Annotated in this window: 12 protein-coding genes; 8 read left to right on the top strand and 4 right to left on the bottom strand. The window is 62.9% G+C overall.

Annotated features, from left to right (window positions below; translation table 11 throughout):
• Nucleotides 1-7: 7 nt before the first annotated feature.
• The 5 genes from AR689_RS19610 (at nucleotide 8) to AR689_RS19590 (ending at nucleotide 5,716) form a co-directional block, all read left to right on the top strand.
• Nucleotides 8-862 (top strand): uroporphyrinogen-III synthase, encoded by an 855-nt coding sequence (locus AR689_RS19610; RefSeq protein WP_231745604.1) that lies wholly within the window; start codon nucleotides 8-10, stop codon nucleotides 860-862.
• On the top strand, nucleotides 859-1,839 hold the full coding sequence (gene hemB, locus AR689_RS19605; RefSeq protein ID WP_062072858.1) for a porphobilinogen synthase: 981 nt from the start codon (nucleotides 859-861) through the stop codon (nucleotides 1,837-1,839). Before AR689_RS19610 ends, hemB begins: the two co-directional genes overlap by 4 nt.
• Nucleotides 1,839-2,957, top strand: coding sequence for an LLM class flavin-dependent oxidoreductase (locus tag AR689_RS19600; protein WP_062072856.1), 1,119 nt, complete (start codon nucleotides 1,839-1,841; stop codon nucleotides 2,955-2,957). Before hemB ends, AR689_RS19600 begins: the two co-directional genes overlap by 1 nt.
• A gap of 43 nt (nucleotides 2,958-3,000) precedes the next feature.
• Nucleotides 3,001-4,320, top strand: a complete 1,320-nt coding sequence (gene hemL / locus AR689_RS19595; protein WP_062072854.1) for a glutamate-1-semialdehyde 2,1-aminomutase — start codon at nucleotides 3,001-3,003, stop codon at nucleotides 4,318-4,320.
• A 112-nt stretch (nucleotides 4,321-4,432) separates the two neighbouring features.
• The gene (locus tag AR689_RS19590) at nucleotides 4,433-5,716 is read left to right on the top strand and encodes a glycoside hydrolase family 3 N-terminal domain-containing protein (RefSeq protein ID WP_082698083.1); all 1,284 of its coding nucleotides are present in this window, start codon (nucleotides 4,433-4,435) and stop codon (nucleotides 5,714-5,716) included.
• A gap of 93 nt (nucleotides 5,717-5,809) precedes the next feature.
• Here AR689_RS19590 and AR689_RS19585 read toward each other — a convergent pair whose 3' ends face one another.
• The 4 genes from AR689_RS19585 to AR689_RS19570 form a co-directional block, all read right to left on the bottom strand.
• Nucleotides 5,810-6,547: an amino acid ABC transporter ATP-binding protein gene (locus tag AR689_RS19585; protein ID WP_062072852.1), complete on the bottom strand. Its 738-nt coding sequence runs from the start codon at nucleotides 6,545-6,547 to the stop codon at nucleotides 5,810-5,812.
• On the bottom strand, nucleotides 6,544-7,308 hold the full coding sequence (locus AR689_RS19580) for an amino acid ABC transporter permease (protein ID WP_062072851.1): 765 nt from the start codon (nucleotides 7,306-7,308) through the stop codon (nucleotides 6,544-6,546). The genes AR689_RS19585 and AR689_RS19580 overlap by 4 nt, the downstream gene beginning before the upstream one ends.
• Nucleotides 7,309-7,320: 12 nt before the next feature.
• Nucleotides 7,321-8,271: an ABC transporter substrate-binding protein gene (locus tag AR689_RS19575; protein ID WP_062072849.1), complete on the bottom strand. Its 951-nt coding sequence runs from the start codon at nucleotides 8,269-8,271 to the stop codon at nucleotides 7,321-7,323.
• A 322-nt stretch (nucleotides 8,272-8,593) separates the two neighbouring features.
• A complete protein-coding gene (locus AR689_RS19570) occupies nucleotides 8,594-9,304 on the bottom strand; it encodes a 3'-5' exonuclease (protein ID WP_062072847.1) in 711 nt (236 codons plus the stop codon).
• 66 nt (nucleotides 9,305-9,370) lie between these two features.
• Between AR689_RS19570 and AR689_RS19565 the strand changes: the two genes are divergently transcribed.
• From AR689_RS19565 to AR689_RS19555, 3 genes are read left to right on the top strand one after another with little or no spacing between them, the layout of a single operon-like run.
• Nucleotides 9,371-9,787 carry an MGMT family protein gene (locus AR689_RS19565; protein WP_062072845.1) on the top strand — a complete coding sequence of 139 codons (417 nt, stop codon included), beginning with the start codon at nucleotides 9,371-9,373 and terminating at the stop codon, nucleotides 9,785-9,787.
• Entirely contained in the window at nucleotides 9,784-13,122 is a 3,339-nt protein-coding gene (locus AR689_RS19560; RefSeq protein WP_062072843.1) for an ATP-dependent helicase, read from the top strand. Before AR689_RS19565 ends, AR689_RS19560 begins: the two co-directional genes overlap by 4 nt.
• Nucleotides 13,119-16,649, top strand: a complete 3,531-nt coding sequence (locus AR689_RS19555) for an ATP-dependent helicase (protein ID WP_062072841.1) — start codon at nucleotides 13,119-13,121, stop codon at nucleotides 16,647-16,649. The genes AR689_RS19560 and AR689_RS19555 overlap by 4 nt, the downstream gene beginning before the upstream one ends.
• The last annotated feature ends 15 nt before the right edge of the window (nucleotides 16,650-16,664 follow it).

Below are 16,664 nucleotides of genomic sequence, written 5' to 3'. Positions count from 1 at the left end.
GCATGGCGTGAACGGGTTGACCGGTCGGCGCGTCCTGATCACCAGGAACGCCGACCGTGCGCGCCCCTTGGCGTCGCTCCTGAGCGAGTTGGGGGCAGAACCGTTGCTGCTTCCGCTCATCGATTTTGAGAAGGCAGGGGACCAAGCTCCCCTTGACGCTGCCTTGGACCAGCTGGCGGCCGGCGGCTTCGACTGGCTGGTGATCAGCAGCATCACCACCGTCCGGGTTCTGTTGGAGAAAGCTGCCCAGCGCGGAATGGTCCTCGGGGATCTTGTTGCGTCGGGAACGAAAGTGGCCACGATTGGCCCCTCCTCCCGGAAGGTTCTTGAGTCCGTAGGCCTCACCGTTGATTTGGCACCTGTCGATGTCCAGTCAGCGGAAGGCCTCCTTGAAGTGTGGGACGCGTCCCGTGAACGCGTTTTCCTGCCTCAAGCCGATATCGCGGCGGCCGGCCTGCGCGATGGCCTGGCGGCCAGCGGTGCGGACGTGACGTCCGTGGTGGCCTACCGCACGGTCGATTACCCTGCCCCTGCGGAACTCCGCCTGACAGCGGAACTTCCGTCCGGCGTCGTGGTGTCCTCCACCGACGCGCCGGTGACGCTTAGTCCCGAAGAAGCGCAGGCAGCACTCACGGCCGGGACGATAGACGCCGTGGTGGCGGCTTCTCCCAGCGCTGCGCGCCGGATTGCTGCAACGTTGTTGCCCTTGGGCACTTGCCGGCTGATCGCCATTGGACGGCCGACGGCGGCAGAGGCTTCCCGGATTGGCCTTACCGTGGCAGGCACCGCCAAAGTACCTACCCCGGACGGCATTGTGGCCGCCCTGGAATCTGTTTTCGCCAACGAAGGGAATTCGCAATGAGCTTTCCAAACCATCGTCCCCGCCGCCTGCGCACAACTCCGGCCATGCGCAGGCTCACCGCCGAGAACCGTTTGGCGCCCGCGGACCTGATCCTCCCGGCGTTCATCCGGGAAGGCCTCACCGAGCCGAGTCCCATCAGTTCCATGCCCGGGGTGGTCCAACACACCACCGAGTCCCTGAAACGTGCCGCAGCCGAAGCCGTGGAGCTGGGCGTGGGCGGCATCATGTTGTTCGGCGTGCCTGCAGTACGTGACGCGCAAGGCACCGCTTCGCTGGACCCGGACGGTGTCCTGAACAAGGCCATCCGTGACGTCAAGGCCGAGGTGGGCGATGACCTGGTGATCATGGGCGACGTCTGCCTTGATGAATTCACCGACCACGGCCACTGCGGTGTCCTCGATTCGCAGGGCTACGTGGACAACGATGCCACGCTGGAGATCTATGGCCGGATGGCAGTTGCCCAGGCCGACGCCGGAGCCCATGTGCTGGGGCCTTCGGGCATGATGGACGGCCAGATCGCGGTCATCCGTCAGGCACTGGAGGAATCCGGACACAAGAACACCGCGGTTCTTGCCTATGCAGCGAAGTACGCCTCAGCGTTCTACGGCCCCTTCCGTGAGGCCGTGGACTCGCAGCTCAAGGGCGATCGCCGCACCTACCAAATGGATGCGGCCAACCGCAGGGAAGCCATCCTCGAAGTCGAACTGGACCTCGAAGAAGGCGCAGACATGGTGATGGTCAAGCCCGCCATGAGCTACCTCGACATCCTGGCCGACGTCGCCGCCATGAGCCCCGTCCCGGTCTCGGCCTACCAAATTTCAGGGGAGTACGCCATGATCGAAGCGGCAGCCGCCAACGGCTGGATCGACAGGCGGGGTGCCATCACTGAATCCGTCCTCGGCATCAAGCGTGCCGGCGCCGATACCGTCCTGACCTACTGGGCCTCCGAACTGGCTGGCTGGCTGAAGGAGTCCTGATGTCTTCTCTCCCCTCTGAATCAGAACCCACCGTCCCGTCAGACCCCGCCGCGCGGACCGATCCCGCCGCGCCAGTGGCGGCGAACGAGATCCTGCTCGGCTTGAACACCTTCGGCGACGCCGGAGTGGACGCCGACGGAAGCCCCAAGGCGCATGCGCGCGTCCTGCGCGAGCTGCTGGAGGAAGCGAAGCTGGCTGACGCCGTCGGAATCCATGCCTTCGGTGTGGGGGAGCACCACCGCCGCGATTTCGCGGTGTCCGCGCCTGAGGTTTTCCTTGCAGCGGCCGCCGCGGTGACCTCGCGGATTCGTTTAGGGTCGGCCGTTACCGTCCTCAGCTCCGATGATCCGATCAGGGTTTTCCAGCGCTTCGCCACGGTGGATGCCCTGTCCAATGGCAGGGCTGAGGTCATGCTCGGCAGGGGCTCGTTCGTTGAGTCATTTCCGCTGTTTGGCTTGGACTTGGCGGACTACGAAGTTCTGTTCGAAGAAAAACTGGAGCTGTTCGACAAAGTTCGTGCCCAGAAACCCGTTCATTGGGAAGGCCGCACCCGGCCCAACGTCAACGGGCTGCAGGTGTATCCACAACTGCAGCACCACCTGCTGCCCACCTGGATTGGTGTTGGCGGCACGCCGGAATCCGTGCTGCGATGCGCCGAATACGGCTACCCCATTATTTTCGCCATTATTGGCGGAGAACCGCGCCGCTTTGGACCGCTGGTTAACCTGTACCGTGAGGCGATGGCCAAGTACGGGCATCCCATGCGACAGATCGCAACGCACTCACCCGGTTTCATCGCTGACACTGACGAGGCTGCCCGGGAAGAGCTTTTCCCGCACTGGCTGGACCAGCGCAACAGGATCGGCGCCGAGCGTGGATGGGGTCCAGGAAACCGGGGCGAGTTCGACGCCATGTGCGGCCCTGAAGGTGCCCTCTATGTTGGCTCCCCGAAAACCGTGGCGCAGAAAATCGCTCTCCTCAAGAGGAACCTCGGTGTGGACCGATTCGACCTCAAATACAGCAATGGAACGTTGCCGCATCAGTCCATGATGCGCTGCATCGAGCTCTACGGCACCGAGGTGGCCCCGCGGGTTACCGAGCTGCTGGCTGCAGCCTAGACTGCGGCCACACCGCGCCTGAATCACTGAAAGAATAGGAACCATGACGTCAAACACCCCCGTGTCCGATCAACTGTTCGACCGTGCCCGGTCTCTGATGCCCGGCGGAGTGAACTCGCCGGTGCGGGCCTTCGGGTCAGTGGGCGGCACACCGAAATTCATGGTTTCGGCCAAGGGCGCTTACCTGACGGATGCGGACGGTAAAGAATACGTGGACCTCGTCTGCTCCTGGGGGCCGGCGCTTTTGGGTCACGCGCACCCCGCCGTGCTTGATGCCGTTCACGCAGCTGTGGATCGTGGTCTTTCCTTCGGAGCTTCCACACCGGACGAAGCCAATCTGGCCGCGATCGTCAAGGACCGGGTGTCCGCCGTTGAACGCTTGCGGATGGTATCCACTGGAACCGAAGCCACCATGACGGCCGTTCGGCTGGCCCGTGGTTTCACCGGCCGCAACCTGATCATCAAATTTGCCGGGTGCTACCACGGCCACCTGGACGGATTGCTGGCTGCGGCAGGATCCGGCGTAGCAACCCTGGCACTGCCCGGCTCTGCCGGCGTTACTGAGGCAACCGCCGCTGAAACCCTGGTCCTGCCCTACAACGATCTCGCCGCCGTCGAGGCCGCATTCGCAGCGCACGGCAAGAACATAGCTGCCGTCATCACCGAAGCGGCTCCGGCCAACATGGGCGTCGTCACGCCGGGTGAGGGCTTCAATGCAGGGCTGTCCCGCATCACCAAGGAACACGGCGCGCTCCTCATCCTGGACGAAGTCCTCACCGGCTTCCGTACCGGCTACGCCGGTTACTGGGGGCTGACCGGCCGCCAGGAAGGCTGGGCTCCTGACTTGCTCACCTTCGGCAAGGTCATCGGCGGCGGAATGCCGACGGCGGCCCTGGGCGGCCGTGCCGACGTCATGGACTACCTCGCCCCCGTCGGGCCCGTGTACCAGGCCGGTACGCTGTCCGGAAACCCCGTGGCCATGGCCGCAGGCGTGGCAACGCTGACGAACGCAACCCCTGAGGTTTACGCCTACGTGGATGCGCGTTCGCTTGAGCTCTCCGCAGCGCTTTCCTCAGCCCTTGATGACGCAGGCGTGGATCACTCCATCCAGAGGGCGGGCAATCTGTTCTCCGTCGCCTTTGGTACTTCTGCCCACGGAGTCCACAACTACGACGACGCACAGCGGCAGGAAAGCTTCCGCTACGCACCGTTCTTCCACTCCATGCTGGACTCCGGCGTCTACCTTCCGCCCTCAGTCTTCGAAGCCTGGTTCCTCTCGGCCGCCCACGACGACGCAGCCATGAACCGGATTATCGAGGCCCTTCCGGCAGCAGCGAAGGCCGCAGCGGGCGCTACAGCCTAATTTCGTGGAGATGCCCCGGCCAGCTGCTCGAAGCATGTGGCCGGGGCATCGTTGCGTCTCCCGGGGTAGGCTCGTAGGTGGAAACCCACCCCCAACGAATTCACGGTTTACCATGCGCAATTCCCCGTCCATTGCATCGATAAGTGTCAGCATCGCCACCGCCGGTGTACTTCTGGTGACGGCCTCGGGATGTTCCAGTCGCCCATCCAACTCCGGCCAAGCCTCGGCGGAAGGGACGCCGTCTGTTTCTTCTTCGCCGACAACCACACCTTCACCGTCATCCCCGCCGGCGACAACCACGCCGTCTGCTGTTCCCTCCCGGCCTCCCTCCGCCGCACCGGCCCCGGCGCCGAACCCGCCGTCAGCTGTAGAGAAGCAACTCGCCGCGCTCAGCCTTGAGCAGCGCGTGGGACAACTGTTCATGGTGGCCGCCAAGGCCACCGGCGCCGAGCCCGGAACCATGGAAGCACTGACCAAGTACCACGCCGGAAACGTTTATCTCAGCGGGCGCAGCAAGGCAGGAACGGCTCCGACTGCCGCCGTGGTGTCTTCCTTGACGGGCACTGTCTCTGCGGCCACAACGGGCGGGCTGCCTCTTTTTGTTGCTACCGACCAAGAAGGCGGATACGTCCAGGTGCTCTCCGGCCCGGGCTTCTCCACGATTCCCACTGCCTTGGTCCAAGCATCGTCCGGGGCGGCCAAGCTCCGGACGGATGCCGCCACGTGGGGGAAGGAACTTCGCAGCGTAGGCGTCAATGTGAACCTCGCACCGGTCCTGGATACAGTGACCAGCCCGGAGTTTGCACCCTCCAATGCCCCCATCGGTCATTTTCAGCGGGAGTACGGCTATGACCCAGCCAACGTTTCGCTGCTGGGCAACGCTTTTGCGAACGGTATGAAAGACGCCGGGGTGGCTCCGGTGGTCAAACACTTCCCGGGCCTGGGCAGGGTGGTTCCCAATACGGATGTCAGCAGTAGTGTCCGCGACACGGCCACCACTCGGGAGGATCCCGCGCTGGAGCCGTTCCGTGCCGCCATCAAGGCGGGCACTCAGTGGGTCATGGTCTCGAACGCCTACTACGACAAGATCGACCCCGCAAACATCGCCCCGTTCTCACCCACAATCATGGACACCATGCTGCGGGACGATGCCGGGTTCAAGGGGATTGTCCTGTCCGATGACCTCTGCAGTGCAGCGCAACTGACGGCCTGGTCCGATGCCGATCGTGCCCTGAACTTCTTTGGTGCAGGCGGAACCATGCTGGTGTGCGCCGATCCCACGAGCATTCCGGCCATGCACCAAGCCGTGGTGCAGAAGGCCACGGCAGATCCTGCCTTCCGGGCCAAGGTGGATGCCGCCGCCCTCACCGTGTTGCGGGTTAAAGCAGGTCAGTAGCGGCTGCACATCAACGAGAACAACAAAGAACCCCGCTTTCGTTGCGAAGGCGGGGTTCTTGAAGACGGTGCACATCCTGCTGTGGGGAGGTCCTTAGAGAACGTCCGAAAGGAATCCTTGAAGGCGTTCCGTTTGCGGGTTGGTGAACAGCTGATCCGGAGGACCGGATTCAACCACCACGCCGGCATCCATGAAGGTCACGATGTCGGAGACATTGCGGGAGAAGCCCATTTCGTGGGTCACCACCACCATGGTCATGCCACCCTGGGCCAGATCAGTCATGAGGGCCAAAACACCCTTGACCAGTTCCGGGTCCAGTGCGGAGGTGGCCTCGTCAAAGAACATGACCTCAGGCTTCATGGCAAGCGCACGGGCAATTGCCACACGCTGCTGCTGTCCGCCTGAGAGGTTGGCTGGACGCGAGTCCGCCTTGTGCTTCAAGCCCACCAGGTCCAACTGAGCCAGGGCTTCCTCGCGTGCCTGCTCCTTGGACATGCCACGGAGCTTACGCAGGGCCAGGGAGATGTTCTCGGCCACGGTCTTATGGGGAAACAGGTTGAACTGCTGGAAGACCATGCCAATACGGCGGCGTAATTCGTCCGGGTTGTCCTTCAGCACCGAACGCCCATCCAGCAGGATGTCGCCCTGGTCCGGCTCGATGAGCCGGTTCATGACACGGAGCAGCGTGGACTTGCCCGAGCCTGACGGGCCGATCACGGAGGCCGTGGTGCCCTTCTCGACGTGCAGGTCGATGCCCCGCAACACGTGGTTGCTGCCGAAGGACAAATGGATGTTCTTGGCCGTCAGTGTGCCTGATGCAAATTCGCTCATGCCTGGGCTCCCTTTCCTACGACGGCTGCTGCCTCGTCCGGTTCCTTCTTCTCCGGCCGGCCGGAGCGCATGCGGGCATCAATCCAGTTCACAAAGTGCGTGAGCGGGATGGTCAGCGCCAGATAGAAGATGGCAGCGGCCACGTACGGGGACAGGTTGCCGCTGTTGGCGGCAGCGTCCTTGCCGATCTGGAAGATTTCACGCTCGGTTGCCAGCAAACCAAGCATGAACACCAGCGAGGATTCCTTGATCAGTGCAATGAACTGGTTCACCAGGGCGGGCAGAACGCGGCGGATGCCCTGAGGCACCACCACCAGGCGCATGGACGAGCCGTAGCTGAACCCGAGGGCCCGGGTTGCTTCCAGTTGGCCCTTATCCACACTCTGGATACCGGAACGGAAGATCTCGCCGATGTACGCGCCGGACATCAAGGACAGAGCTGCGATGGCCATGGGGTACGGGCTGGTGGAGCCCGTCAGTTCGCGAATAACAGGCCCGAAACCGAACCCGATCACCAGAATGGTCAGCACCGGTGGTAGCCCGCGGAGAATGTCCGTGTAAATGCGGGCTATCCACCGTGCCGCTGCGTTCCGGGAAATCCCCATCAGGGCGAGCAGCATCCCAAGTGCAGTCCCGATGATGCCCGAGACGACAGCCAGAACGATGGTGTTGGGCAGCCCGACGGCGAACATCTTGGGGAGAACTTCGCCTATTGCCTCCCAGTCAAAGAAGGACTCGGCTAGTTGATTGAGGATATCCATGGAACGCCCTGGTTACTTGGCGGGGAGCTGGACGGCCTTGCTGCCCGGCTTCCAGCCCTGGGGGGTCTGCTCGGCAGCAGTCGGACGGTCCTTGTACCACTCGGCTGTGAGCTTGGCCCAGGTGCCGTCAGCAATGACAGCATCCAAGCCGGAGTTCAAGGCGTCGATCAGCGGCTGGTTGTCCTTGTTCACGGCGTATGCAGTGAAGTTCTGGGTGTTGACAACCTTCTCGGCGATCTTGGTGTTGTCGCCTTCCTTGACCTGGCCTTCGGCCTGCTGGGAAGGAGCAACCCAAGCGTCGATCTGGCCGTTCTTCACGTTGCCGTAGACCGTGTTGTAGTCAGGGAAACGGACCGGCTCAATCTTGAGCGTGTTCGTCATGTAGTCATCCTGAACGGTGCCCTGGACGACGCCGATGCGCAGGCCTTCCTTGACGTCGGCGAAGCCGGTGATCTTGGAGTCGTTCTTGGTGACGATCGCCATGTAGCCAAAGTCGTAGCCGTTGGTGAAACCGACCGTCTTGCGGCGCGCGTCGGTGGTGGAGATGGAGGAGGATCCGACGTCGAACTGCTTGTTGCCCACCTGGGAAAGGAGCGCCGAGAAGTCGGTGGATGCGAACTCCACCTTGAGGCCCAGCTTGTCGCCGATGGCGCGCAGGAGCTCATTGTCGTAGCCGGTGAATTTACCGGAGGGATCGATGAAGATGTTCGGCGGGGCATCGGAGAGAGTGCCAACGCGCAGGGTGCCGTCGGTGATCAGGCCCAGCTTGGTCTTGTCGATCTTGTCCAGCGGCGTCACCTCGGCGGTGGTGAACGTATCGAGCGATTTCTGGTCGCTGCCTGCCAGTGCATCGGTGGGCGAGCCGCTGGGCTCGGAGGTTCCTCCGCCGCATGCTGCCAGGGAAATCACCAGGGCTGCGGCCACGGGGGCAACAGACAGCCACTTAGGGGCTTTGAATTTCATAAAGAAATCACTTTCATCGGGTCACGGAGACGCTTCACGGTGGGCGGGGAATGTGGCAGCCGAAAGGAGGTTGGCTGCCCTAGCAGACTTCAACCCGCCAAACTTAATTATGTCACCAGCCCACTAGGCCGCGGTGAATCGAAGAAGTGACTGCCAGCAGTCGAATGAGCCGAACAAAGTTCCCATCAAGCACTCAACGGGCTCTGGACTATTTCGGCGGCGAGGCTTCGCTTGGAATCTCCGCGCGAACAGTCCCACGTTTTGGGTTCCCGAATTCGCTGTGACTTGCGTCGCAAAAAGTAACGCCGGCGTTCTCCTTGTTCTAGAAACCGCCCCGGCTGGCATCCTCAGGCGGCAGCACCGGCCACTCACCCTCGATGACAGCGGTGGGCTTGCTTCGCCGCAAGTACTGCTGGAAATCAGCGGCCTGGGACGCAGCCCAGTCTACTTGCAGCTGATGCAGTGTGGACGCCGGCATCTGTAGCTTGGGAAACTTGCCTGCCATGGCATCCAGAACCCGGAGAGTAGCGAGCGCATCCGCCGCGGAGGTATGGGCGTTTGTCAGGTCCACGCCGTATTCTTCGCACAAAGCGGTGAGGGTGCGCTTTCCCTTGCGGTAGCGGTCCACCTGCTTGTTCATGACATAAGGATCCAGCACGGGGAAGCGGCTCAGTTGGGGAACGCCGTAGCGGGCAGACTCTGCCGCCAACACGGTGAAATCGTAACTGGCGTTGAAAGCAATGACGGGAGTGCCGTCGTCGAACAGTCCTTGGAGTACCCCGGCGACTTCGCGGGTGACTTCTTCTGCCGGGCGGCCTTCGGCGCGGGCCTTCTCCGTGGATATTCCGTGCACCTCACTTGCTTCAAGCGGGATCTCCACACCTGGATCCGCCAACCACTCGTGCTCTGCGATGAGCTCCCCGTGAGCATCCACAACGGTGATGGAAGCGGTGACGATCCGCGCTGACCGCGAGTTCTTCCCGGTGGTTTCGAGGTCGAATGCGGCGCGGGAGAGGGTATTCCAGGAACTCATATCTTCAAGCTACCGGCTGGGTCCGACACTCTTTGGGCACGACACTCCTGCCGCTACGCTGAACACATGCGGATGGAGTATGTGACGGCGGTTCTGGCCGTTGTAGACCTTGTTCCGTCAGGCTCGGTGGTCTCCTATGGTGACGTTGCGGAGCTCCTGGGTGCTGGTGGGCCGCGGCAGATCGGCGCAGTCATGAGCCATTACGGAAGCTCTGTGGCCTGGTGGCGCGTGCTCAGGGCCAGCGGGGAGGCGCCGCCCGGTCACGAAGCAGACGCCTTGCGGCACTACCTGGAAGAATCCACCCCGTTGCACGGCGCCTACAATGCCTTCCTGAGGACGGGTGAAGGGCGATGGCGCGTTGATCTGACGGCCGCCCGATGGGCGCCCACCGACCCTGACTTCGACCAACTTGATGTGATCTCCGACCAGTTGGAGCGTCAACTCCATAAATTGTCGGTGCCCGATGATGAAATGACTGTGTGACCGCCACTCCTGCCAAAACCCGCCAAGCACCGGCAGCGCTCCGCCTGCTCCCGCCGCGTGAGACCCACTACGCGGCACCCGTTTTGTCCCCGGACCAACGTGAGGTCGTTTCCCTACGGCAGGGGAGCGGCCCCGTCCTCGTGCCCGGGGGACCCGGCACGGGCAAGTCAACGGTGCTCGTCGAATCCGCCGTGCGCCGCGTCCGTGAAGATGGACTGACTCCAGAACAGATCCTCATTCTCGCTCCGGGCCGCCACGCCGCCGCGGCGTTGCGCGATACGTTCACAGGACGGCTGGACCGCAGTCTCAGTACGACGCCGGCACGCACCTGGGCGTCGTACGCCTTCGACGTTATCCGGCGGGCAAAGGCTGAAGGCATCCTGCCGCTGACGCGGCCACCGAAGCTTCTGTCGGGCCCCGAACAGGACCTCATCATCAAGGAATTGTTGGAAGGCCACTCCCGTCCGGAGTTCCAGTTGCCTTGGCCGGAGGACCTCGCAGCAGCACTTCCTACCCGAGGCTTCCGTCACGAGATTCGGCAGTTGTTCGATCGCATCATCGAATCGGGGCGCACCGCAGAGGACTTGGTAGGGCTTGCCTACGAGTGCGGACGTCCTGATTGGATGGCGGCAGCCCAGCTTTACAGCGAGTACCGTGATGTCTTGGACCTCCGTATGCCGGAGGCTTTTGACCCTGCCGGAATCATCACTACGGCGCGTCAGATTTTTCAGGATTCGCCGGAGTTCCTCGCCGCTGAGAGAGAACGTCTCCAACTCGTCCTCGTGGACGACGCCCAGGAATCGAATCCGGCAGTGTTCGAGCTTCTTGCCGATATCGGGGAAGGCAAGGACGTCGTGGTGACCTATTCGCCGGACACGGTGGTACAAGGTTTTCGCGGCGCACGCCCGGACCTGGTCTCAGAGCTGCCAACGCTGCTGGGCGGCCCGCAGCACGCTGTTCTCGAACGTCCGTTGACGGTAACCCACAGGCACACGCCGGAAGTAGCTGAGGCCTGGACCCGGGTCGCGGCCCGTATCTCGCTGCGTTCCGGTGGTCAGTTGGCCAGGCAGTTGGAGCAACCTGACCGTCCTCAAGGCCCACATCCGGCCGCCGGGGAAGGTCGCGTCGAGGGGCACGTACTGCCATCCGCCGTCCACGAGCTCCGGTACGTCGCGCAGCGGATCCTCGAAGCACAGCTGCGGGAATCCCGGGAATTCAGTGACATCGCGGTGATCGTTCGGAACGGCGGGCAGATTTCCCAGCTGCAGCGGTATCTGAGCGGACAGGGGATTCCGGTGCGTGTTCCCGTAGCGGACTCAGCTGTCCGTGACGAAGTCGCCGTCCGTCCACTGTTGGAGGCCTTTGCCATTGTTCTGGACCCGTCAAAGCTCACACCGGAAAACGCAGTATCCCTCCTGACGTCGCGTATCGGAGGTGCCACTGCCATCGAGTTGCGAAGGCTGCGGCAATCCTTGCGCCGCGAGGAAATTTTGGGAGGTGGCGGCCGCTCCAGCGACGCCTTGTTGGTGGAGGCCTTGCTCCAGCCGGGGGCCCTGGCATCGTTGGGAATTGAGGGCAGTTCTGCCCGCAGACTCGCCCGCATGATCGCTGCCGGTACCGCCGCCGCTGCCGAGCCAGGCGCCAACGCGGAGTCTGTTCTGTGGGCTTTGTGGCACGCAACCGGGCTGTCTTCGCGGTGGGCAGAGATTGCACTCGAAGGCGGCAACGCCGGGGCACGCGCTGATCGGGACCTCGACGCCATGATGGCGCTCTTCCATACGGCCGAGCGCTTCGTTGACCAGCTGCCCGGTTCCGGTCCCGAACAGTTCCTGGACTACCTGTTGAACCAGGAACTGCCCATGGATACCCTTGCCGCACGGGCGCAGCTGGAGGCCTGCGTTGAGATCATGACTCCGGCCAGTGCTGCAGGCCGGGAATGGCCGGTGGTGATCGTCGCGGGTCTGCAGGAAGGCGTGTGGCCCAATACCCGCCTTCGTGGAGAGCTGTTGGGCAGCACGGTCTACGCTGACGCCGTGGAGCACGGAGTGGACTACGCCCTCCGCCGTGGACCGCTGAGCAGGCTCCGGGACATTCGTTACGACGAACTCAGGAGCTTCTCAACAGCTGTATCGCGGGCCCGCGAGGTGTTGATTTGCACGGCAGTCTCCTCTGAGGATGAACAACCCTCGGCTTTCCTGGACTACGTGGCCCCGCTTGGTTCGGGTGAGTATAAAAGGGGGTACACCCCTGTTGACCGTCCCATGACCTTGAGGGCTCTTGTTGCGGAGCTGAGGCAGCATGCCCAGGTGGAAGAACACCGCTTCGGAGACACCAGCACAGCGCATGAGGCCGCTCGGATATTGGCCAGGCTCGCCAGCACCGAGCCGCCGGTTCCCGGGGCGCACCCGGACACCTGGTGGGGCTTGGCCGCCCTGAGTTCCACGGAGGCCGTTGTGCCGCCCGGAGGTACAGTTTCCGTTTCGCCTTCCAAGGTGGAAGCCGTTCACAAATCGCCCCTGGACTGGTTCGTCCAAGCAGCCGGAGGGGAAGCTGCCACCGACTTCGCGCGCAGCCTGGGCACCTTGGTCCACAGCATTGCGCAGGAGCTTCCCGAAGCCTCAGGAGCCGAGTACGTCGCTGAACTGGTACGCCGCTGGCCCACCTTGGGAATGAAGGATAACTGGGAGGGGAAGCTTGATTTCCAGCGGGCGGAACTCATGGTCCGGAAGTTGGCCCAGTATGTGCTCATCATGCGTAGCGACTCACGAAGTTTGCTCGCTGTGGAGCATGACTTTGAAGTTCAGCTTCCTGATGTCACTGTGGATTCCGTTGGCGTTAGTGGTCCTGAAGCCCTTGAAGAGGCGGCCGTACGTCACGCGGTACTTCGCGGCCAGGTGGATCGCCTTGAAATAGATCCGGAGGGAAGGCTTGTGATCGTGGACCTCAAGACCGGCAAACGGCAACCCGGCAAGGCTGAGGTTGCCCGGCACCCGCAACTGGGTGCCTATCAGGCCGCGGTCCTCAAAGGTGCTTTTCAGGACGCTGGAACGGGACAGGGACTCACCGGCGCCGCGTCAGCAACCGGATTCGTTCCAGGCGGCGCAGTGTTGGCCCAGCTTGGGACCAAGACAAAGAGCCCAGGCGTACAGCAGCAGGATCCCTTGGACCCGGCAGAGAATTGGGCAGAGGGCCTGGTCAATGAGGCAGCCGCACTGATGGCAGGGGCAACGTTCGAAGCACGGCACGACCCCGGCAAGGGAGGGCACGGCGGTCATGGATGCCGCCTGCCGGACATCTGCCCGTTGTGCGCCAGAGGAAAGCAGGTCACCGAATGACAACCGAGCTCCTGGAAGGCCTTGCCTCCGGTGCCCCGGACCGGGAGGGAGTCCCCGAGCCCAGATTTTCTCCTTCAGAGCTGGCCCGTATCCTCGGCGAAAAGAACCACCCCACGCCCGAGCAGGCGGCCATTATTTCCTCGTCGCTCTCACCTCGCTTGGTGATTGCCGGAGCAGGTTCGGGTAAGACAGCCACCATGGCGGACCGTGTGGTGTGGCTGGTGGCCAACGGATGGGTGCGTCCGGAGGAGGTTCTGGGCGTGACATTCACCCGGAAGGCAGCTGGCGAGCTGGCGAGCCGGATACGGTCCAAACTGGCCACACTCCAGCGAATCGCGGCGGAGGACGATGGCACCATTGGTTTTCCTGAGGGGCTCCTTGGAGCAGACGAACTCGAACCAAAGGTGTCCACTTACCATTCCTACGCAAGTGGCATCGTGTCGGACTACGGCCTGCGGTTGGGCATTGAACGGGACGTCGTCTTGCTGGGTGGTGCACAGTCCTGGCAATTGGCCAGCGAAGTGGTGGAGGCTTACGACGGCGTCTACGAACATTTCACAGCCGCGAAATCCACACTCGTTAACGCGGTCATCCAGCTCGCAGGGGAGTGCGCGGAGCACCTTCAGGATCCCGGGGAGGTCCGGGAGTGGGTTCTGGAACGCGTTGAGACCTTCGAGCAGCTTCCCTACGTCAGCGGGGCCAAGAAGAATCCCAGCCAGGCTGCCGGAGATCTCGCGGCCATGCTCCGGACCCGTGCCAGCGTTGCCGACATGGTGGTTCGCTATCAGGAAGCGAAACGTCAACGCGGTGTCCTGGATTTCGGCGACCTCGTTGCGCTGGCGGCACGCATCGCCAGTGACATCCCGCTTGCTGCCACCACTGAACGCGCTCGCTACAAGGTGGTCCTCCTGGATGAATTCCAAGACACCTCCCACGCACAGCTCGTCCTGTTCTCACGTCTTTTCGGCCAAGGCCACGCAGTTACTGCCGTGGGGGATCCCAACCAATCCATTTATGGGTTCCGTGGCGCTTCAGCAGGCCAACTCTTCCACTTTGTGCAGGAGTTTCCCGTGCAGCACGCGGACCCTTCCTGCGGCGAGGTGTCCTACTCCGTAGCCCCTACCTCTTACTTGACCACAGCCTGGCGTAATGGCAGGAACATTCTCCAAGCCGCCAACACCATTGCGGCGCCTTTGAACCGGGCGGCGGCATTGGACGGGCCTGCAGGGGAGAGGGAGACAGCCAGCAGTGTCTCGGTCCCCGCATTGGTTCCCAGCCCTGCCGCTGTGGATGGACGCGTGGTGATTGCTCGCTTCGGGACGGATGAAGACGAAGCCGCCGTCATAGCCCGCGATGTCCGCCGGTACCAGAAGACTGTTTTCGAGGAAGAGAAGGACGGCACCGCTGTCCAACCCACCATGGCTGTCCTGTGCCGTCGCCGGGCGCAGATGGAGTGCCTCCGCCGTGAGTTCGAACTCCAAGGTATTCCCTACGAGATCGTTGGACTGGGCGGGTTGCTGGATACACCCGAGATCGTGGATCTGGTGGCAACTTTGCGGGTTCTTTCTGATCCAGGACGTTCTGATGCGCTGATGAGGTTGTTGGCCGGTGCGCGGTGGCGGATTGGTCCGGCGGACTTGATGGCCTTCAGCGACTGGTCCCGCTTCCTGGCCCGTCGCCGCTCGGCTCCGAATGCCTCCCATGAGTCCTTCGAGGACAATGAGGAACCCGCCAACACCGTGGTTGAAAGTGACATCACGGATGCCGCCAGCCTCGTGGAGGCCCTGGACTTCCTTCCCCGGCCCGGCTGGACTTCCGGACATGGGAGGAGCCTGAGTGCTGCTGCCCTGCAACGGCTGACCAGCCTTGCCTCGGAGCTTCGCTCACTCAGGAGCTACATCGGAGACGACCTCACCACACTTCTTGGCGAGGTGGAACGTGCCATGCTCCTGGACATCGAGGTGGCCGCCAAGCCGGGAATCAGCATTCACCAAGCGCGCCGCAATCTGGATGCTTTCCAGGATGCCGCGGCCGGGTTCCTTCAGACGTCACAGCGCATTGATCTGCTGGCGTTTTTGTCGTGGCTGGAAGCTGCGGCCTCTGAGGAAGGCGGCTTGGATGTGGCCCCCGTTGAGACCAACCGGGAGGCGGTGCAACTGCTGACTGTCCACGCCTCCAAAGGTTTGGAGTGGGACGTCGTCTTTGTCCCCGGACTCAACGCTGGTTCGTTCCCCAGCAGCAGGGATTCGCGGTGGAGCACAGGCGCCGCAGCGTTGCCGTGGCCTCTGCGGGGAGACCGTGCCGACCTTCCCCAGTGGGACCTCGATCAGCCAGACCAAAAGGGTTGGCTGGATGCCGAGAAGCTTTTCAAATCCGAGGTCCAGCATCACGGCGAGGCTGAGGAAAGAAGGCTCGCCTATGTTGCCTATACCCGGGCGAAGTTCGTTCTCTGGGCCTCCAGCGCTGCGTGGAATGGCTCCCGATCAGGAATGGCCGGCATGTCTTCCTTCCTCTCCGAGCTCGCACCGCTTGCCGGTGCTGCTCCAACGGCAGAAGACGGCCGGACGCAGCCGGTCGGCAGTGCGCCGTCAGTCGGAGCGGCGGAGGTGCATGCCGAATCGGTGGCGGAGGAGGCCTTGCCCCAGGAAAGTCCCTTGACCGCAGTACTTGAGGTCGCGCAATTTCCTTACGACCCTCTCGAGGGTCCTTCAGATCCAAGAACCGGCGCACGCCTGAGGCTGACTCCCGGCAGAAGGCTGGCCATGGACCAGGCTGCAGCCATGGTCCGTGGATTTATCGAGGAACCTGACGCGGAACCCGCCGCAGAACCTTCACATGTCCTGACAGGTCCGGCCGCCAAATGGTCCCAGGAGGCAGAACTGCTGTTGGATCGCCAGCGCCAGCTAAAGACCGTTCAGGATGTCCACCTGCCCAGCCATATCTCCGCATCACTATTCGTTGACCTGGGTGCTGACCCTGGGGCCGTACTGTCCCAGCTGCGCAGGCCCGTTCCCCGTGAACCGGGCATTTCGGCCCGAAAAGGTACGGCCTTCCACGCATGGGTGGAGGAGTACTTTGGGACAACAGGCATGTTGGACCTTGATGAAGCGCCGGGATCGGACTCCCACATTGACGAGGCGTACGGCCTGGATGACATGGTGGCCGCGTTCAAGGAGTCCGAGTGGGCCCAGCGGGCACCCGCCTTTGTCGAGGTGCCCGTGGAAACCCGGATTGGCGACGTCGTAGTCCGCGGGCGCATTGATGCCGTGTTCCAGGATGCCGATGGGCGCTGGCAACTCATTGACTGGAAGACCGGACGACGCCCTGCAGGTCGGCAACTGGCAACCCGTGCGGTTCAGCTGGCCGTTTACCGGCTCGCATGGGCTCGACTCAGGGACGTTCCCCTCGAGGACGTCAGCGCAGCGTTTTACTATGTGGCCGATGACGCGTTTGTGAGCCCGCACGATCTTGGCAGCGCCGAGGAGTTGGAACTGATTATTGCGAGGGCGTTGAAGACCAGCAGCTGAGTACGGAAAGGCCCG

The sequence above is a fragment of the Arthrobacter sp. EpRS71 genome, from assembly GCF_001512285.1.
GTDB lineage: Bacteria > Actinomycetota > Actinomycetes > Actinomycetales > Micrococcaceae > Arthrobacter.
This window is presented reverse-complemented; position numbering and strand designations above follow the sequence as displayed.

Bases quoted from the DNA above. Each gene is read 5' to 3' on its own strand.
- AR689_RS19565 (WP_062072845.1), top strand. From the start codon at position 9,371: ATGCGGATGGAGTATGTGACGGCGGTTCTGGCCGTTGTAGACCTTGTT.
- AR689_RS19555 (WP_062072841.1), top strand. From the start codon at position 13,119: ATGACAACCGAGCTCCTGGAAGGCCTTGCCTCCGGTGCCCCGGACCGG.
- AR689_RS19600 (WP_062072856.1), top strand. From the start codon at position 1,839: ATGTCTTCTCTCCCCTCTGAATCAGAACCCACCGTCCCGTCAGACCCC.
- hemL (WP_062072854.1), top strand. From the start codon at position 3,001: ATGACGTCAAACACCCCCGTGTCCGATCAACTGTTCGACCGTGCCCGG.
- AR689_RS19580 (WP_062072851.1), bottom strand. From the start codon at position 7,308: ATGGATATCCTCAATCAACTAGCCGAGTCCTTCTTTGACTGGGAGGCA.
- AR689_RS19590 (WP_082698083.1), top strand. From the start codon at position 4,433: ATGCGCAATTCCCCGTCCATTGCATCGATAAGTGTCAGCATCGCCACC.
- AR689_RS19570 (WP_062072847.1), bottom strand. From the start codon at position 9,304: ATGAGTTCCTGGAATACCCTCTCCCGCGCCGCATTCGACCTCGAAACC.
- hemB (WP_062072858.1), top strand. From the start codon at position 859: ATGAGCTTTCCAAACCATCGTCCCCGCCGCCTGCGCACAACTCCGGCC.
- AR689_RS19585 (WP_062072852.1), bottom strand. From the start codon at position 6,547: ATGAGCGAATTTGCATCAGGCACACTGACGGCCAAGAACATCCATTTG.
- AR689_RS19575 (WP_062072849.1), bottom strand. From the start codon at position 8,271: ATGAAATTCAAAGCCCCTAAGTGGCTGTCTGTTGCCCCCGTGGCCGCA.